The sequence below is a fragment of the Trinickia violacea genome, from assembly GCF_005280735.1.
In the GTDB taxonomy this organism is placed as follows: domain Bacteria; phylum Pseudomonadota; class Gammaproteobacteria; order Burkholderiales; family Burkholderiaceae; genus Trinickia_A; species Trinickia_A violacea.
Map to the genome: position 1 here is coordinate 182,718 of NZ_CP040078.1, position 16,112 is coordinate 198,829.

General features: G+C 61.2%; 17 protein-coding genes. 4 read left to right on the forward strand and 13 right to left on the reverse strand.

Annotated features, from left to right (window positions below; translation table 11 throughout):
• Complete coding sequence (locus FAZ95_RS22835; protein WP_137334810.1) at window positions 1–411, reverse strand: DoxX family protein; 411 nt, start codon at window positions 409–411, stop codon at window positions 1–3.
• 402 nt (window positions 412–813) lie between these two features.
• Between FAZ95_RS22835 and FAZ95_RS22840 the strand changes: the two genes are divergently transcribed.
• Window positions 814–1,284 (forward strand): DoxX family protein, encoded by a 471-nt coding sequence (locus tag FAZ95_RS22840; protein WP_137334811.1) that lies wholly within the window; start codon window positions 814–816, stop codon window positions 1,282–1,284.
• A gap of 183 nt (window positions 1,285–1,467) precedes the next feature.
• Here FAZ95_RS22840 and FAZ95_RS22850 read toward each other — a convergent pair whose 3' ends face one another.
• Window positions 1,468–2,082 (reverse strand): FMN-dependent NADH-azoreductase, encoded by a 615-nt coding sequence (locus FAZ95_RS22850; protein ID WP_137334812.1) that lies wholly within the window; start codon window positions 2,080–2,082, stop codon window positions 1,468–1,470.
• Between the two features lie 195 nt (window positions 2,083–2,277).
• Window positions 2,278–3,423 (reverse strand): porin, encoded by a 1,146-nt coding sequence (locus FAZ95_RS22855; protein ID WP_137334813.1) that lies wholly within the window; start codon window positions 3,421–3,423, stop codon window positions 2,278–2,280.
• Between the two features lie 210 nt (window positions 3,424–3,633).
• Here FAZ95_RS22855 and FAZ95_RS22860 point away from each other — a divergent pair, with 210 nt between their 5' ends.
• Complete coding sequence (locus tag FAZ95_RS22860) at window positions 3,634–4,092, forward strand: MarR family winged helix-turn-helix transcriptional regulator (protein WP_254700258.1); 459 nt, start codon at window positions 3,634–3,636, stop codon at window positions 4,090–4,092.
• Between the two features lie 69 nt (window positions 4,093–4,161).
• Here the strand turns inward: FAZ95_RS22860 and FAZ95_RS22865 are convergent, their stop codons facing one another.
• From FAZ95_RS22865 to FAZ95_RS22895, 7 genes are all read right to left on the reverse strand, one after another.
• Window positions 4,162–6,393 (reverse strand): xanthine dehydrogenase family protein molybdopterin-binding subunit, encoded by a 2,232-nt coding sequence (locus FAZ95_RS22865; protein ID WP_137334815.1) that lies wholly within the window; start codon window positions 6,391–6,393, stop codon window positions 4,162–4,164.
• Window positions 6,390–6,854: a (2Fe-2S)-binding protein gene (locus tag FAZ95_RS22870; RefSeq protein ID WP_137337558.1), complete on the reverse strand. Its 465-nt coding sequence runs from the start codon at window positions 6,852–6,854 to the stop codon at window positions 6,390–6,392. Before FAZ95_RS22870 ends, FAZ95_RS22865 begins: the two co-directional genes overlap by 4 nt.
• Window positions 6,851–8,206 carry an MFS transporter gene (locus tag FAZ95_RS22875; RefSeq protein ID WP_254700260.1) on the reverse strand — a complete coding sequence of 452 codons (1,356 nt, stop codon included), beginning with the start codon at window positions 8,204–8,206 and terminating at the stop codon, window positions 6,851–6,853. The genes FAZ95_RS22870 and FAZ95_RS22875 overlap by 4 nt, the downstream gene beginning before the upstream one ends.
• A gap of 187 nt (window positions 8,207–8,393) precedes the next feature.
• Entirely contained in the window at window positions 8,394–9,365 is a 972-nt protein-coding gene (locus tag FAZ95_RS22880) for an amidohydrolase family protein (protein WP_137334816.1), read from the reverse strand.
• A gap of 437 nt (window positions 9,366–9,802) precedes the next feature.
• Window positions 9,803–10,183, reverse strand: coding sequence for a BON domain-containing protein (locus FAZ95_RS40535; protein WP_137334817.1), 381 nt, complete (start codon window positions 10,181–10,183; stop codon window positions 9,803–9,805).
• 150 nt (window positions 10,184–10,333) lie between these two features.
• Entirely contained in the window at window positions 10,334–10,636 is a 303-nt protein-coding gene (locus FAZ95_RS22890; protein WP_137334818.1) for a Dabb family protein, read from the reverse strand.
• A 158-nt stretch (window positions 10,637–10,794) separates the two neighbouring features.
• Window positions 10,795–11,697 carry a LysR family transcriptional regulator gene (locus FAZ95_RS22895; RefSeq protein WP_137337559.1) on the reverse strand — a complete coding sequence of 301 codons (903 nt, stop codon included), beginning with the start codon at window positions 11,695–11,697 and terminating at the stop codon, window positions 10,795–10,797.
• A 205-nt stretch (window positions 11,698–11,902) separates the two neighbouring features.
• Between FAZ95_RS22895 and FAZ95_RS22900 the strand changes: the two genes are divergently transcribed.
• On the forward strand, window positions 11,903–12,718 hold the full coding sequence (locus FAZ95_RS22900; RefSeq protein ID WP_137334819.1) for a pirin family protein: 816 nt from the start codon (window positions 11,903–11,905) through the stop codon (window positions 12,716–12,718).
• A 113-nt stretch (window positions 12,719–12,831) separates the two neighbouring features.
• Here the strand turns inward: FAZ95_RS22900 and FAZ95_RS22905 are convergent, their stop codons facing one another.
• Entirely contained in the window at window positions 12,832–13,254 is a 423-nt protein-coding gene (locus FAZ95_RS22905) for a DoxX family protein (protein ID WP_137334820.1), read from the reverse strand.
• Between the two features lie 48 nt (window positions 13,255–13,302).
• Window positions 13,303–14,001, reverse strand: a complete 699-nt coding sequence (locus FAZ95_RS22910; protein ID WP_137334821.1) for a pirin family protein — start codon at window positions 13,999–14,001, stop codon at window positions 13,303–13,305.
• A gap of 178 nt (window positions 14,002–14,179) precedes the next feature.
• Between FAZ95_RS22910 and FAZ95_RS22915 the strand changes: the two genes are divergently transcribed.
• The gene (locus FAZ95_RS22915; protein ID WP_137334822.1) at window positions 14,180–15,097 is read left to right on the forward strand and encodes a LysR substrate-binding domain-containing protein; all 918 of its coding nucleotides are present in this window, start codon (window positions 14,180–14,182) and stop codon (window positions 15,095–15,097) included.
• A gap of 25 nt (window positions 15,098–15,122) precedes the next feature.
• On the opposite strand, the gene FAZ95_RS22920 is transcribed toward FAZ95_RS22915, so the two are convergent.
• Window positions 15,123–16,088, reverse strand: coding sequence for a LysR family transcriptional regulator (locus FAZ95_RS22920; RefSeq protein WP_137334823.1), 966 nt, complete (start codon window positions 16,086–16,088; stop codon window positions 15,123–15,125).
• Between the last annotated feature and the right edge of the window lie 24 nt (window positions 16,089–16,112).

Consider the following 16,112-nt stretch of genomic DNA (forward strand, 5'->3'; position numbering starts at 1 on the left):
TCAGCTGGCGCTCAGCGCCATTGCTCGCGCGGAGCGCGCGTCCAGGCTGAATGCGCCGGCGCCGAAGTAAGCGATCTGCAGCAGGCCACCTGCCATCATCACGTTCTTCAGGAAGTGAATCATCTGGTTGTGATCGGCGACGTTGTGGTGAAAGAACACCGCCGTGACCAGACAGAACACCGCCATCGCCAGTGACACGAAGCGCGCGCGGTAGCCGGACAACAGCAGCAAGCCGCCGCCCAGCTCGATCAGCACGGCAACGACGAAGGCGAGCGGCGGCACGGGCAGACCCATCGCCGCGATATAGCCAACCGTCGCCGCGGTCGCACTGAGCTTGCCCAGCCCGCTCATGACAAACGGTGCGCCGATCATGATGCGGCCCAACAGCGGAAGAAACTTGTAAGAATCCACACCGAACTCCTGATATGAGTAAGTGGACTTGGAAATACAAGCACTCGGCCGGTGTCCACCATCACCAGCTCAGAATTTTCTATTTACTTCGCATTCCAAATTGTCACAGCATCAGATAAGACCGCCGGAAAAGAAGACTGTTGCCGGGTTAGCGGCCTACTGTGACCCGAGGAAAGGTCGAACCGTGGGACGATGCTATAGGCGGGACGACCCGCCGCATATGTCCTGAGCGACAAAGCATCATTGCGCGTGATGGAACGATGGCGTTCAACCGATACAGGCCAATCCCCTCCAGCATCTATCGCCCCTGACGATGGATCGCATCGGAAGATAGAGACTTCCTCTGGACAGCCGCAACGGCTAATCTGCACCGACCACCCCATCGAACACGTTGCCTCGAGCATGAACACCTCGCAATCCACGCGCCGGGATCTTCGCCTGTTTGCCGGACGCGTTCTGATGGCTGCTGTCTTTGTCCTAAGCGGGATCGGAAAGCTGGCCTCACCGTATGCGGCATTCCGGTATATCGCGTCGTTCGGGTTGCCCGCGGCAGAACCGGCATTGATGGTGGCGATGTTGCTCGAACTCGCGTGCGGAACGTTGCTGATCGTCGGCTACCGGACCCGATGGGTCTCATCGGTACTGACGGCGTATTGCATCGTCACCGCGTTCATCTTCCATCACGCGTTCGAAGATCCGGATCAGATGTTTCACTTCCTGAAGAATCTGGCGATGGCGGGCGGCTTGTTGGGATTCACTGCGTCCGGCGCAGGCGCGTTCAGCCTCGACCATTTTCTCGGCCGGATTTCGAAGCATGGTGCTCAAGTCGCCGAATTGGTACGGTCGCCATACGCGGACAACGCACGCACGTGACCCTCGATCGAAGGGCTCACGCTTTTTTTCACCCTGTCAGACTCCCTGAATTTCGCGCTAAGCGCAGCGGAAATGGCAGCCATACATGGATTGGCGAGGCCGGATAGTCGAATTGTCGATCCGCGCGGACTCGCACCGAATTGGGATACTACGGAACCTTGAACATCGCCCCGCGATTGGGTATCAAGCCGTCATTGCTGCGATGTCGGATCGCGCCTTCCTAATCGCTGTGTTCTTACTATCGAGGCCGAACGCAAGTCCTTCCGCGCGTACGATCGTCACATCATGCAGACCGAGAAACGAGAGCACGCTCTTTAAATAGCTCTCGTGGTGTTCGAGCGCAGCCGTAGGCGAACCCGGCTGATAGACATTCCCTCGCGTCGAGGCGATGAAGACCTTTTTATTGGGCGGGAGGAGCGTCTGGACTTCTCCGGCTTCGCCGTATCTGAAGGTCTGGCCGGCCACGACGATACGATCGATCCACGCCTTCAGTTGCGAGGGAACCGAGAAGTTATACATTGGCGCGCCAATAACGATGATGTCGGCATCGAACAGCTCGGCAATATATTCCTCGCCGGTTTCGAGGTCGCAGCTCAGCCCGGCGCCTTCGACGTGCCCGCCCGCCCATGCTTCGACGTGCGCACCCGACATATGCAGAGCGGGATCGGCTGCCAGGTCACGGTAGGTGAGCTCGATACCTGGGTGCAACGCTGTTTGGCGCTTGACGATTTCAGCGGAAAGCGCACGACTGACGGAGTGAGGACCCAGAATGCTGGAATCGATATGCAACAATTTCATTTCTAAGGTCTCCGGCGTTGGCTTGCCTCACTTCAAATCATCGGACGCGAGGCGAAAAGTCTGCATGAGAAACACACTCGCAATGTCGCATGCATAAGTCGAATCTGAATAGACATTTTCTTTCGATGATTCCCATCGCCCCGGCGAATGGATCGGTCGTGGCCTGCCCCATGTCTTCGGGCGGCCACGGCCCCCTTAGAACAGGTGGCGAATACCCACAATCGCGCCGGTTTGATCCACACCCGGCAATGGCGTCGAAGCGGGCGGCACCACGCCGCCGTCTATCGAGAACGCCGCATTGCGCTGGTTGAATACGCGCCCGGCCGAGACGTATACCGCGGTGCGCTTGGACAGCAAATACATCGCGCGCGCCGCAATGACGGAACCTCCGGCGCTACTGCGCACGGATATATGGCCGAACTGGGCGTCGAGCGCGATATCCGGACGCGGCAAATAGCTGCCGCCGATCCACCAGTAGTTGCTGACCGCATCGAAAAGGGTCGGCGTCTGCGCTCCGTGATTGATTCGATGTTGGAACCCAGCGCCGATCGTCGAGTTGCCGAACTTCACGTAGCCATCGATGACGGCGCGCGTATCGGTTTGCGAGCTGACAGGCAGCGGCGATCCCGTGCCGCCGCCACCGTAGTTGCGATCGACGGCGGCCGCGACGCCCCACCTCCCCGCGTCATACTTCACCATGGCGGACATCGCCTTGCAGGCCTGCCAGTCGGTCGTCGATTGGGCACAGCCTCCTGCCGCCGCGCGATCCACTGCGTCACGTCCGAACGAATACATGGCGGCCACCGTCAGCCCCGATAACGTGAACGTATAGGCGATTGCATTGTCGACTCGCGGCTGGGTCAAGTACGGGTCCAGATCGGCAGCGGCATAGATATTCGGCGCCAAGGTGTCGCCGGTTAATACCGCCCAAAAGATTTGCGAGTATTGCCGTCCGAGGGTCAGCGTCCCCCACCGCCCCGAAAGCCCGACATAGGCTTGCCGGCCGAATAGACGCCCCCCTTGATTCAGCGTGCCCTGTCCCGGGGCAAAACCCGACTCCAACACGAAAACGGCGTTAAGACCGCCGCCCAGGTCTTCTTTGCCACGGAGGCCCCACAGCGACGGCAGCGTGGCCGTCAGAGTCGGCACGTGCACTGAGCTGGACTTCTTGGCGCCAATGTTCGTCACATACTCGACGCCGGAATCGATAACGCCATACAGGGTTACTGCGCTTTGCGCATGCGAAGTACCCGATGCGCTCGCCGCCAGCGACGCGACTCCGCACCCGACCATACGGCGCCATGAGCGGCCACCTCTGGCCCGCTTCAAACGTGATCTCATTCTTTTGTCTCCGTCATTCAACCCATTGAAAAAATTCTTTTTTATATGTATTACTAACTAATGTATCGCGTATCTTTCCGGATTTGCTCGTACCTGCTGCGACATGTTCCGGACTATCGTTTATTTGATTTTTCAACTACTTTCCCGGTGGAGTATAGTTGATTTTTCAAGTATATCTGCCCACGTAAACCCTCGGCGTCACCGATGATCATGAAGACACCCAAGCGGCAGCAAGAGCTCGAGCAGGCAATTCCCTTCCTGTTGACACGCGCCGGAAGCAGGATGGGAAACGCGTTCGCGAAAGCACTGAAAGCCTTTGACCTGAATCTCAGCGAGTGGCGAGTCTGCGCTTCGCTGCTCTACGTACCGCGCCAGACTTTGTCTGAACTATCCGTGCACTCGTCGTCGGATATTTCCGCGCTGTCCAGGATCATTGACCGCCTGGAGAGTCAGGATCTGGTCAAGCGCGAAAGGAGTGCGACGGACGGGCGATCTATCAAGATCGTCCTGACGAGGAAGGGGGAGGAATTGGCTCAGCGCATCGTCCCTATCGCAAAGCAACATGAGTCGGTGCTCCTTTCCGGCTTCACCGCGAGCGACGTTCAGTCGCTTCGCTCGATGCTGCTCAAGTTGTACGAGAACGCGGGCGCGCTTGACGACCTTGAATAGCCCGGCTCGAACCTGACCACTTCGCTTGCACTCTCAACGCCCTTGCCTGGCAGCGGAACGCTGCGAGCATCAAGAGCGTTGCGGGTTCAAAACCTTCTCCGGCACCAAAGGCAGATCGCGTATGCGCACGCCGCTTGCATGGGCGACCGCATTGGCCAGCGCCGCGCCAGTCGGACCGACCGAACATTCGCCCGCGCCAAGCGACGCGTCATCGGGACGTTCCAGCACCACGACGTCGATCGGCGGCACCTCCTCAAAGGACAGGATCGGATAGTCCTGCCAATGGCGCGTCGTGATCTCCGTTCGATCGAACATGACGCGTTCCTTGAGCGCCCAGCTCAGTGCCTGGACGATGCCGCCCTCGATCTGGTTCTTCACGCCGTCGGGGTTGATCACGCAGCCCACGTCGACTGCGGCGGTCACGTTCGTCACACTGATCACACCGCTGGAGCGGTCGACGTGTACATCGACAACGATCGCCGCATAGGCTTCGATGTTCTTGTAGCGCGAATAGGCGAAGCCGCGTCCGCGCTGCCCGTCGGCATTCCGCCCGGGCTGCCAGCGGGAGCGGATCGCCGCCTCACGCACCACGGCGATCGCCCGCGGATCGCTCAGATGCGCCAGGCGAAATTCGACAGGATCTGCGTTTGCCGCGAGCGCCAGTTCGTCCATGAACGACTCGATCGCAAACACATTTCCGAAAGCACCCAACGTGCGCAATGAACTCGAGCGGATGGGTGCGTCCAATAGCAGATGATTGGTCACTCTCGTGCGCGGCAAATCGTAGACGGGCACGGCGTTGCGATCACCATTGCCGTATGGCTGCGGAATCTCCGGCGGCGGCGACGGTTGGAACGGCTTGGCAAGGTGCCAGGCGGCCAGCAGATTCACACCTCCGGGCTGGCCCGGCCGCATCGCGTGCGAATTGCTCCATACGTCATAGTTCCAATCGGAAATTCGGCCGTCCTTGGTCAAGCCCGCTTTCAGCCGCATGACCATGGCCGGGCTGATTGGCTCCCAGGCGAATTCGTCATCGCGCATCCATTGAAGCTTCACCGGACGCCCTTCGGCTTCACGCGCAAGCAACGCGGCATCGAGCGCCACGTCGTCCGCGCCGTTATGCCCGTAGCAGCCCGAGCCGGGAACATGCACCACGTCAACTGCACTTGTCGGCATATCGAGCACCTTCGCAAGATCGCCCCGCAGCGGAAACGCGCCCTGCGTATGCGACCAGACGGTCATATGCCCATCCTTGAGCAACGCAACGGAACATGAGGGACCAATCGAAGCATGCGATAGATACGGCCGGGAATAGACGGCCTCCAGTTGGGTCGCGATATTGGAAGCCGGCGTATCCTGCCCCGCTTCACCGACCACCTTGTCTTTGCTTCGCCAACTAAGCAATGCCTGCTGGAGATGATCCACGTCGGGCAGCGCCACATAATCCGCGCTCCACTGCGCGGCCTCCTGCAACGCGCGACGCGCTGCGATCGCCTGCTCTTCCCGCTCGGCGATCACACCGAGGAAGCTGCCGTTTCGAACCACGGCGACCACACCGGGGAGCGCTCTAACGGACGCGTCGTCGACGGCCACCAGCTTGGCGCCGTACCTCGGCGGCCGCACGATCCGGCCGAACACCATGCCGGGCAGCCGCATGTCCTGAACGAACGACGCGCCACCCGTAAACTTCGCCGGAAAATCAATCCGAGGCACCGACTTGCCGACGAGCTTGTATTCCGACGCTCGCTTGGGCGCGACGCCTGCGGTCACATCGCGCGAGAGAAGCGCCCGCTCGTCCCTGACGATATCCACATAGGCGATCCGGCGACCATCGGCGAGCAAGACTACGCCGTTCTCGACACGGACGTCCGACTGCGAAACGCCGAACCGTTGGCATGCCGCTCCAATCAGTACCGCACGCGCTTGCGCTGCGGCGGCTCGTATTGCCGCCCCGCTCTGCTCGACCGACTGGCTGCCGAAGGTATAGCCCTCGTTCGGGCTGTGTGCCGTATCCGCGGATTGCATGCGAATGCGTGCGAAATCGACATCGAGTTCGTCGGCGGCGATTTGCGCGAGTGCCGTAAGAATGCCTTGCCCCAGCTCCGCCTTTCCCGTGAAGATCGTGACCGTTCCGTCGAAGTCGAGTCGAATCCAACCGTCGAGCCTGCGATTGGCACGCAGGTCGATCGGCAAGTTCGGCTCCGATTGTGCGAACGCTGAGAATGGCGCGAGCGAAAATGTCGCGACAATTGCACCGGCCAATTTGCCGAAGGCGCGCCGGGAAAGCTTGACGGTCTTCATCCGCGCAATTCCTGCGCTGCGCGCTGGATGGCGCGGACGATCCGGTTATGCGCGCCGCACCGGCACTTCTGGCCTGCCATTTCGCGGCGTATGACCGCCTCGTCCGGATTCGGATTCCGATCCAGCAGCGCTTTCGCGGCCATGATCATGCCGCTCGAGCAATAACCGCACTGTGCGGCCTGTTCCGCGAGGAAAGCCTTCTGCAACGCGTGCAGCCGTTCGCCGTGCCCCAGGCCTTCAATCGTGGTCACGTGAGCCGCGCCTACCGCGCCGACCGGAAAAACACACGAGCGCGTTGCAGCGTCGCCGACCATGACCGTGCATGCGCCACATTGCGCCTCGCCGCAACCGAACTTCGGGCCGTTCAACTGAAGATCGTTGCGCAGCACGTAGAGCAGCGGCGTATCGGCTGCAATGGCCAGACGGTGTCGCTTGCCATTCACCGCGATCGAAATACTCATTTCGTTTCCCTTGAAGTCCGGCTGAGCAAGACAATCATCAGACAGGCCGCGAGTGCCGGCACCGCGGCCGCGACGAACAGCGCGGTGTTCGTCCACTGCAGCTTGATGAGCTGTCCGGCCACCACCGGACCGATAATCGAGCCCGCCCTGCCAATTCCCAGACTCCAGCCAACCCCGGTTGCCCGCAGCGAGGTGGGATAGCGCGTCGCGGTCAACGCGTTGACGGCGGGCTGTCCGCCCACGATGCAGATCCCGCTGATCAGCACGACGGCATAGCGGAGTCCCGTCGAAAGATCAGGAAGGCCGACGCACGACACCGCGAACGTCGCCACCAAAAAGCTGAGCGACAAGACACGATAGAAGCCGAAGCGGTCCATCAACGGTCCCATCAGAAGCGCCCCCGCCGTACCGCCGATTTGCAACGAGGTTCCGATGAGCACGGCCGTCGAGACACCGTGGCCGACGCGCAAGGAAAGCATCGGAAGCCAATTCGACAGGAAGAAGAGATCGAGCAGGTTCGCGAAGTTGATGCCCCATAGCAACAGCGTGGTCGTGCTGCGGCCATGGCGAAAGAGCTCGCCGACGGACGCCTTCGCGTTCGTCTGCCCGTGAACGGCAAAGCGGGTCGCGGGTCCGACTTGCAGGTCCGGCGCGATCTGCCTCAGCCACTGAGCGATCCGTTCCGGGCTGCGCTGCTTGAGCACCATCAGCTGAAGCGATTCAGGCAGATACCTGGCCATCGCGACCGCAATGACCAACGGCAATACCCCCCCGACGACGAACACCGACCTCCAGCCCATCGAAGGGAGCAGCGTTGCGCAGAGCAGTCCTCCTGCGATCGCGCCGCCCGTGAACCCGCATGAGACCCATGTCATCAGCGACGCCCGGTATTTCTGCGGACTGTACTCACTGACAAGTGCAATCGCATTGCCCATCACGCCACCGATGCCGAAGCCCGTCAGGAAGCGAACGACGAGAAACTCCGGAACATGCTGAACCAGGCTGGTGGCGAGCATGCATAGCCCATAGAACACCGTCGCTCCGACCAAAACCGGCCGGCGCCCCACCCGATCGGCCATCGCGCCGAAAACGATCGAGCCCGCCAGCATCCCCAGCAAGCCTGCGCCGAAAACGGGGCCGAGCTCCGCAGGGCTGATGTGCCACGCCTGCACGATCGCGGGCGCGACAAAGCCCATGGTCTGCACGTCGAAGCCATCCATCACCACCGAGCAGCCGATCATGACCATGATCCACTTCTGGAAGGTGCTCAGTGGCCGGCTATCGATCAGCGCACTGATGTCGACGATCGACGATTGCGCCTCTTCCACGTGTTGCGCAGTACTGGGTGTCAATTTTTCACCTCGCTCCGTTTGAGCATGAAAACATCCGCGCTAAAAGGGGTAAGCGGGAAGCTCATCACGACTCGTCCCCGCGCCTGCCGCTTTCCATCCGCCGCTATAGATTTTGTTGCGCCACACGCTTTCTGGCGCCAAGCCTGTCACGGACATCGGAGTTCTCCCGTTCCTCGCCTCATTGACATCATCGAAGACCGAACAGCCGTCGCGCGTTTTCCCGGCCGATCTTGACGCGATCGGTTTCGCTGATCGAGCACGTGTCGAACCACTGAGACGCCTCGTCATGCGTTTCGAACGGATAGTCGACCGAATACATGATCCGCTCGCTACCCATCTCGAGCATCGTGGCAAGCAGCGTCTGCGTTCTGAAATTCCCGCTCGTCGTCACGAAGACGTTCTCCCGGAGATATTCACCGACGCTGCGCTGGCAAGGCAATCCTCGCGGCGCCTTCTGCAGAATATGATCGACACGCCAGACGTTGAAGGGAATCCCCTCGCCGAGATGGCCCAGAATCATCTGCAACTGAGGATTGCGGTCAAAGAGACCTGACGTCATCAATCTCAGCGCGTGAATGCTCGTTTCGACCGCGAACGCCCAGGTCGCAGCGGTCAGCCATGGAAAACCGTCGTAGATCGGCTCACGGGACGGCAACGGATCGCGCGGATGCATATAGAACGGCTTGCCGAGCGCCGCCGCGCTTGCCCAGAAATCGGTGTATTGCGGGGCGTCGTAATACACGACGTTTTCCGCATCGCCCACCTGCGAGAAACCATTCACCATGAAACCGTGGAATCCGAACTCCTTCACGCAGCGCTCGAGTTCACGTGAAGCGGCTTCCGGGTCCTGCATCGGCAACGCGGCGAATCCGCCCAAGCGCGACGGATGACGCGCAACGTGTTCGGCGAGGACATCGTTGGCCCGCCTCGCGACATCGATCGCGTCCTTGATGTTTGGAATGCCCTGGATGCCGGGCGAGTTGAGCGACAAGATCGAATACTCGGTTCCGCCCTGCTCCATCCGCTCGAGCCGCTGTTGCTCGATGTCCAACAGATTCGACTTCAGCATCTCCCAGACGTGGGACGGTGCATAGCCCTTCGATTGCTCGATAGTCAGGTCGATCGCAAAGTGTTCTTCAAGCGCAATCTTGTTTCTCATCAATCAGCTCCAGTTCAGCGTGTGACGCCTTGCTCACATAACGAAGTTCACGGGTCCCCGAGGTCACTGCGGCATCATTTATTTGATTTTTCAACTACTTTCCCGACGGAGTATATTTGATTTTTCAAGTAAAAATACCCGCGTAAACCCTCGGCCTCTTCGATGCCGATGAAAACACTCGAGCGGGCGCAAACGCCCGCGCGGCGTGGCGCTTCGTGAGACGCCGAATTTATGGGGATTGGATGGAAGAGCGCGTCATGTCATGAACACCACTGGGTGTGTGGCGCGACAGCGAGCATGACGGCCTCGAGATGAACGCGCCGATCTGCAGCACGGCAATACCGCGTGGATGACTCAACGCGCAGCGCACGCTCCAAAAGCGGCGGCGTCCCCGACGCGTCACTGCCACGCGCCGGGCACGGGTCAAGCCGGAACCGTCAAAGCGGCGGACGCAACACGATCTTGCTGGTGACCGACTTGACGCCCGGCACCTTGCCGGCAGCGTCCGTTGCAATGTGTTCCTGGTCCTGGGTATCGATAAAGCCCCCGAGGACCACGTCGCCCGTTCGCGCGTTCGCAAACACCGCGATATCCGCACCTGCGAGCCCCTTCGTTTTGTTCAACACCTGATGTATTTTTTTCGCAAACAGGCGGTTCGCTGCGCGCGCTGACTTGTTCGAGGCCCCAGGTTGCGACGCTTCGCTCGCCGCTGTGGCGCCGTTTGGCGCGCTCGTGTTGGACGCCGGTCCCTGAGCGAGAGCAACCGTTGACAGCAATCCGGCAAACGCACACAGCACCGCTCGATATGTCGTTCTCATTGGCCCACCATGGTCTTTCACAGGTTAATGTCGTTCGGTGCGTGCACCGAATCCGACGCCGTACGCGCCCCGTCACCGGGGCCCCTCTACTTGCTACGACGCAAACTGCAAACGACGGGGGCGCTCGCGTGAAAGCGCCCCTCGGCGTGCCTAGCGGGCAACGTAGTCAACCTGGTGACGCGTCTCGCGCATGCCCGAAAGCGCCGCGCGGACCCGAAGGTGTTCGGGGTGGTCCGCATAAGCGTCGAGGGCAGCGCGTGAATCGAAATCCGCCACCAAGACGACGTCGCACGCGTAGTCGACGCCGCTGACATCGAGACCCACATCGAGCTCCAACAGTCCGGGGATCAAGCCTCGAAGACTCTCGAACTCCTTTTTGACCCACATGGCCGTTTCACGGCGCTCGCTTGCTGTTTCGCCCGCGACACGCCACATCACGATATGCCTGATCATTGCCCTGCCTCACGAAGTGGATTCTATTATCTTTTCCGTCTGCCAAGTTTTATGGTTAACGATAATCGGCCGCTCCGCGAAGAAAAATGCCCTCAAGGGAAAAGTGATTTCCACCAACTGGAAGAGTGAACTAGAAGCGCGGATGACCGCGCACACATTCACGCAGGCGCAGCGCCCGCCTTTAACGTCTTCACGAACCAGGTGCCCGCTGGGCCGGGCGGCGTGTCTTTGCGAAAGGCCGCGAACATCGGAACAGGCGGCGTCACTGGTTCGAATTTGTCGAGACGAAGCCGGTGCAACGCACCGGACGCGATGTCGCCCTTGACCATCGCGAGCGGCATATGCCCCCAGCCGAACCCGCCCCGCAAGAAGTCGTGCTTCGCGTGCAGATCCGCCAGCTTCCAGGTGAGCGGCGAAAAAACCTCGAAGCTTTTCCCTTGAGTCAGATCGGTGCGATCGGTCAACACCAGCTGAACGTGATGTTCAAACTCATGCGTTCCGATAACGCGCTTGAGCGATGCCAGCGGATGGGTCGGGGCCACCACCGTGACCATGGTGATATCCATGATTTTTTCGGCATGCATGCCATCCGGAACAGCAAGCGTCGAGCCAATGATTCCCAGCCGGCAGACACCGTCTAAGATCCGTTTGGCCGGCCCGCCCAAAGCGTCGACATAGAGGCGTAAAGGCGTGTGTGGAAACTCAACGGCAAATGCCTGCACGGCCGCGGTCAAGCGCTCCATCGGATAGAACGCGTCGACCGCAACAGCCAGCTCCGGCTCGAGACCTTCTGCCAGGGTGCGGGCGCGAGCCTTGAATCCGTCGATGTCGCGCATCACGGCGCGGGCCTCGCTGACCAGCGCCGCGCCGCCGGCGGTCACGCGAGGATAGCGTCCGCTACGGTCGAAAAGCTGTATGCCCACCTGCCTTTCGAGATTCGCGAGCGTCTGGCTGACTACCGACTGTGTCCGGTGCAGCCTGCGGCCCGCAGCCGAGAAACTGCCTGCGTCGACCGCCGCGATGAAGGTCCGCAACTGATCGAGGGAAACCCCATCCAACATATATCGCTCCTGACGATGGATCGCATCGAAATATTTAGGCTTCCTCTTTAAACGAGGAACGGCTAACCTCCACTTGACATCAAGATGATCGAGGAATGCCGCTGCCATGTCTGCGCGAACCGTCAAATCGACCGACTCACCCACGCGTTCAGGATACAAATCCATCGCCGCAAACGATACGGCCAGTCTTGCGACGCAGCTTCCCATGACGAGAACGATCGTCGCCCGAACCGCAGGCAGGCCGCATGGCCCCGTCAATCGATTGTTCAGCCCAGGCGACCTTGGCGCACTGCTCAAACCCTTTGTCTTCCTCGACTACTTCGACATCCCCGCGCATTCCAATGCACGGTTTCCGATGCACCCGCATTCCGGAATCGCGACCACCACCATCCTGCTCGATGGCGAAGTCCGATACGAAGACACGACGGGCGCATCCGGCGTCATGTCAACGGGCGGCGTCGAGTGGATGAACGCCGGCGGTGGCGTGTGGCATGACGGCTACCCTGAAGGCCGCACGCGAGTGCACGGCTATCAGCTATGGACGGCGTTGCCGAGCGACCTGGAACTGCGCGAAGCCAAGAGCCAGTATCTGTCCGCCCGCGAGATTCCTATGGCCGGTCCGGCCCGCGTCATTCTGGGCCGCTACGACAATGCACAGAGCCCCGCGTCGGCGCCCCCGGGCATCAACTACCTGCATGTGCGGCTCGCGGCCGGCGAGCAATGGCGGTACGCGCCGCCTGCGGGTCACGTTGTCGCTTGGCTGAGCATTCAGCGCGGCGCGCTTCGCGTCGCCGGGCAGCGGATCGATGCCGAGCTTGCCGTCTTCAGCGAGTCGGAGGGCGTTCTGGAGTTCATCGCCGAGTCAGATGCGGAATTCGTCCTTGGTTCCGCGGTCCCGCATCCGCACGAGCTGTCGCTCGGGTACTACTCCGTGCACACCTCGGAAGCCGCGCTGCAAGCCGGAGAAACAAGGATTGCGCAGCTAGGGGAACAGCTTCGCCGCTCCGGTCGTATCAGGTAGTGCTCGTGCCAGTGAGGACAGACTGCGACCCTCCGGTTGCGATCAATACGCATCCGAAGGGTCCGATGATGAAGCGCAAGGCATCGCCGCCAACCACACTGTCGTGTCGCCGCTTAGCTCGCGTCCAAAGACGGCACGTACGCTCCTGCCCGTCCGGCGCGCGCGTCCAGGCTGAATGCGCCGGCGCCGAAGTAAGCGATCTGCAGCAGGCCGCCCGCCATCATCACGTTCTTCAGGAAGTGAATCATCTGGTTTTGATCGGCAAAGTTGTGGTGAAAGAACATCGCCGTGACCACACAGAACACCGCCATCGCCAGCGACACGAAGCGAGCCCGGTAGCCCGACAACAGCAGCAGGCCGCCGCCCAGCTCGGTCAGCACGGCAACGACGAAGGCGAGCGGCGGCACGGGCAGACCCATCGCCGCGATATAGCCAACCGTCGCCGCATACGCGCCGAGCTTGCCCAGCCCGCTCATGACAAACGGCGCACCGATCATGATGCGGCCCAACAGCGGGAGAAACTTGAAACGTTCCATGACGAACTCCTGAAATGAAATTGCGTAGGTGGAATGCGAGAAAAAGAGTTAGCCGGCGTCCACCATCACCAGCTCGGAATCTTCAAGCGCGGAAATCTGCGCCGTGCCGACCTGTGTGATCGCCACGCCGTCCAGCGGCCCAACGAACTCGCCGTTCACTGCGATGCGTCCCGAGGCCACGACGAGATAGGCACGGCGCGCCGGGCTCAATTCGTATCGAACGCGCTCTCCTGCCTTGAGCAATGCGCCAAGCACACGCGCATCGGCGCGGATAGCAAGCGCACCTTCATCGCCTGCGAATCCGCTGGCTAGGACTACGAATCGTCCCGATCGGTCGTCTTTGGGAAATGGCTTGGTGTCCCACGCGGGTTTGCCGCCCGCTTCACGAGGCAGCAGCCAGATCTGATAAAGCTTGAGCGGCACCTCGCCCCGGTTGAACTCGGCGTGCCGTATGCCCGTGCCCGCGCTCATGACCTGGACATCGCCGGCGTGGATCGCTCCCTCGGACCCCAACGTGTCGCGATGCCCGAGCAAGCCCTGGCGCACGTAGGTGATGATCTCCATGTCGCGGTGCCCGTGCATGGGGAAGCCGCCTCCCACCGCGATCTCGTCGTCGTTCCAGACGATCAGCGGGCCCAGCGCGGCATGCGCGGGATTGCCGCCGGCGCTGACCGCGAAATGATGTTTCGCGCGCAGCCAGTCCAGATCCGCTCGGTCCAATGATTTCCAACGCCGGTGTGTGAGCATGTGCGCCTCCGGTTCCCGCCGCCGCGGATGCGGCGCTTGTCACCTAGGCCGCTGACAGGATTCAGCGCTGGTGCGGGCGATGGGAGAATGCTATATTTGCAACGAACTCGTGCATAGCAGCGAAATTGGAACGCATCATTGCCGCTGATAGAACGATAAACGGAAGCAAGGCCCGCCCATGAACTCGATCACTGACCTCAACGATCTTCGGCTCTTCGCAGAGGTGGTCGAGCATGGAAGCTATACGGCGGCCGCGCGCAACCTCGGCATTCAGACGTCGAAACTCAGCCGGCGCATTCGCGCATTGGAAGAGGAACTCGGCGTGCGCCTGCTCAATCGCACGAGCCGGAGCCTGTCCTTGACGGAGACCGGGCGGCAGTTCCACCAGCATTGCCTTGCGCTGGTCTCGGAAGCCAAGGCCGCCAAAGACATCGTGGACCGGACGCTGTCCAAGCCGCAGGGCACCGTCCGCATCAGCTGTCCCGTTGGACTGCTGGAGTCCGGCGTCTCCGCGATCATTTCGCGATACATCCAGGACAACCCCGATGTGCAAATCCGGCTGGATGCCACCAACCGCCGCGTGGACGTCGTCGAGGAAGGCTTGGACTTTGCCATCCGTGTCAGGCTGCCGCCATTGGAAGACACCGATCTCGCTGTCCGCCAGCTTGGCGTGTCGAGCCAGATTCTGGTTGCCAGTCCCGAATTGGCGGCGCGCCATCCGGTGCCAAGCTCGATCGAATCCCTGAACGACTGGCCCACGCTCAACATGGCCAGCAGCAGCGAGCGGTTCGTCTGGAACCTCGTCGACGCCGAAGGGCGCGCGACATCATGGGACCATCAGCCCAGCCTGGCCACCGACGACCTGGCCAGCCTGCGGGTTGCGGCGATATCCGGCGTCGGCGTGGCGTTGCTGCCAAGAGAGCTGGTGGACACGGATCTTCGGAGCGGCCGGCTGCAGCACCTGCTCCCGAACCTGGCTTCCATGCCGGGCATCGTGCACGCGATCTTCCCCACGCGCCGAGGGATGGTTCCGGCCGTCCGTCACCTGCTCGATGCGCTCGTGACGGGATTCGAAGACATGAACCGGAAACGGTAGAGCGGCGGCGATGCGCTGCCCCTGGTCAGCGAGCCTGGTTTTTCTGAGCGCTTCGTGCAGCGAAGGCTTTTTTCGGCACCGCGTTCCAGCGATTTTCCAAGTCCAGTTTCCTCACATGCTCGCTCAACGCATCGGCAAAGACCCGAATCTTCGCCGGCTGATTCCGGCGGCTCTGGTACGCCAGATTGATCGTCAGCGGCGGCAGCTCCCAGTCGTCCAGCAGCGGAATCAGCCGGCCGGCGACGATATCGTCGTGCACGATGTAAAGCGGCTGGACCACGATTCCCAGACCGGCCCGGCCCGCTGCGCAAATCACCTGACCTTCGTTCGACTCGAGCACCCCGCTGATGGGAATGTTGCGCCGCTCTCGGCCTCGCTTGAATTCCAGCAGATAGGGGTTCGCCGTGTAGCTATAAATGAGCACTTTCTGATTGACGATGTCTTCCGGCGTCTGAGGCACGCCGTGCTGCGCGAGATACGCCGGCGAGGCGGCCAGCACGCGGCGCGTGTGCGCCAGCCGCCGGATGGTGATGCCGGAATCCCCTTCATGTTCGCGCGTGCGAATCGCGCAATCGATGCCCTCCTCAATGAAATTCGGGTAACGGTTCGCCGCCGTAATGTGCACCGACAGCTCGGGGTACCGCTCGTTGAATTCCGGCAACCAGGGCGCAATATGCAGCACTGCGAAGGACACCGAACTGGTTACGCGCAGCACACCGCTTGGGCGCAAGGCCATGTCGCTCACAGCACCATCCGCCTCCGCGATGTCCGCGAGAATCGACGCGCAGCGCCGCTGATACTCGCGCCCTGCATCGGTCAGCCACAATCGGCGGGTGGTTCGCTCGACCAGACGCGCGCCTAAGCGGTCCTCGAGCGCGCTCAACATGCGGCTCGCCGCTGCATTCGAAATACCGAGGCGTTCCGCTGCCTTGGACAGACTGCCGAGGTCGGCCGTCATCGCAAAGAACTCCATCTGCGTGTAGCGATCCATGCGACGATTCTTCCGCTCAGTGGA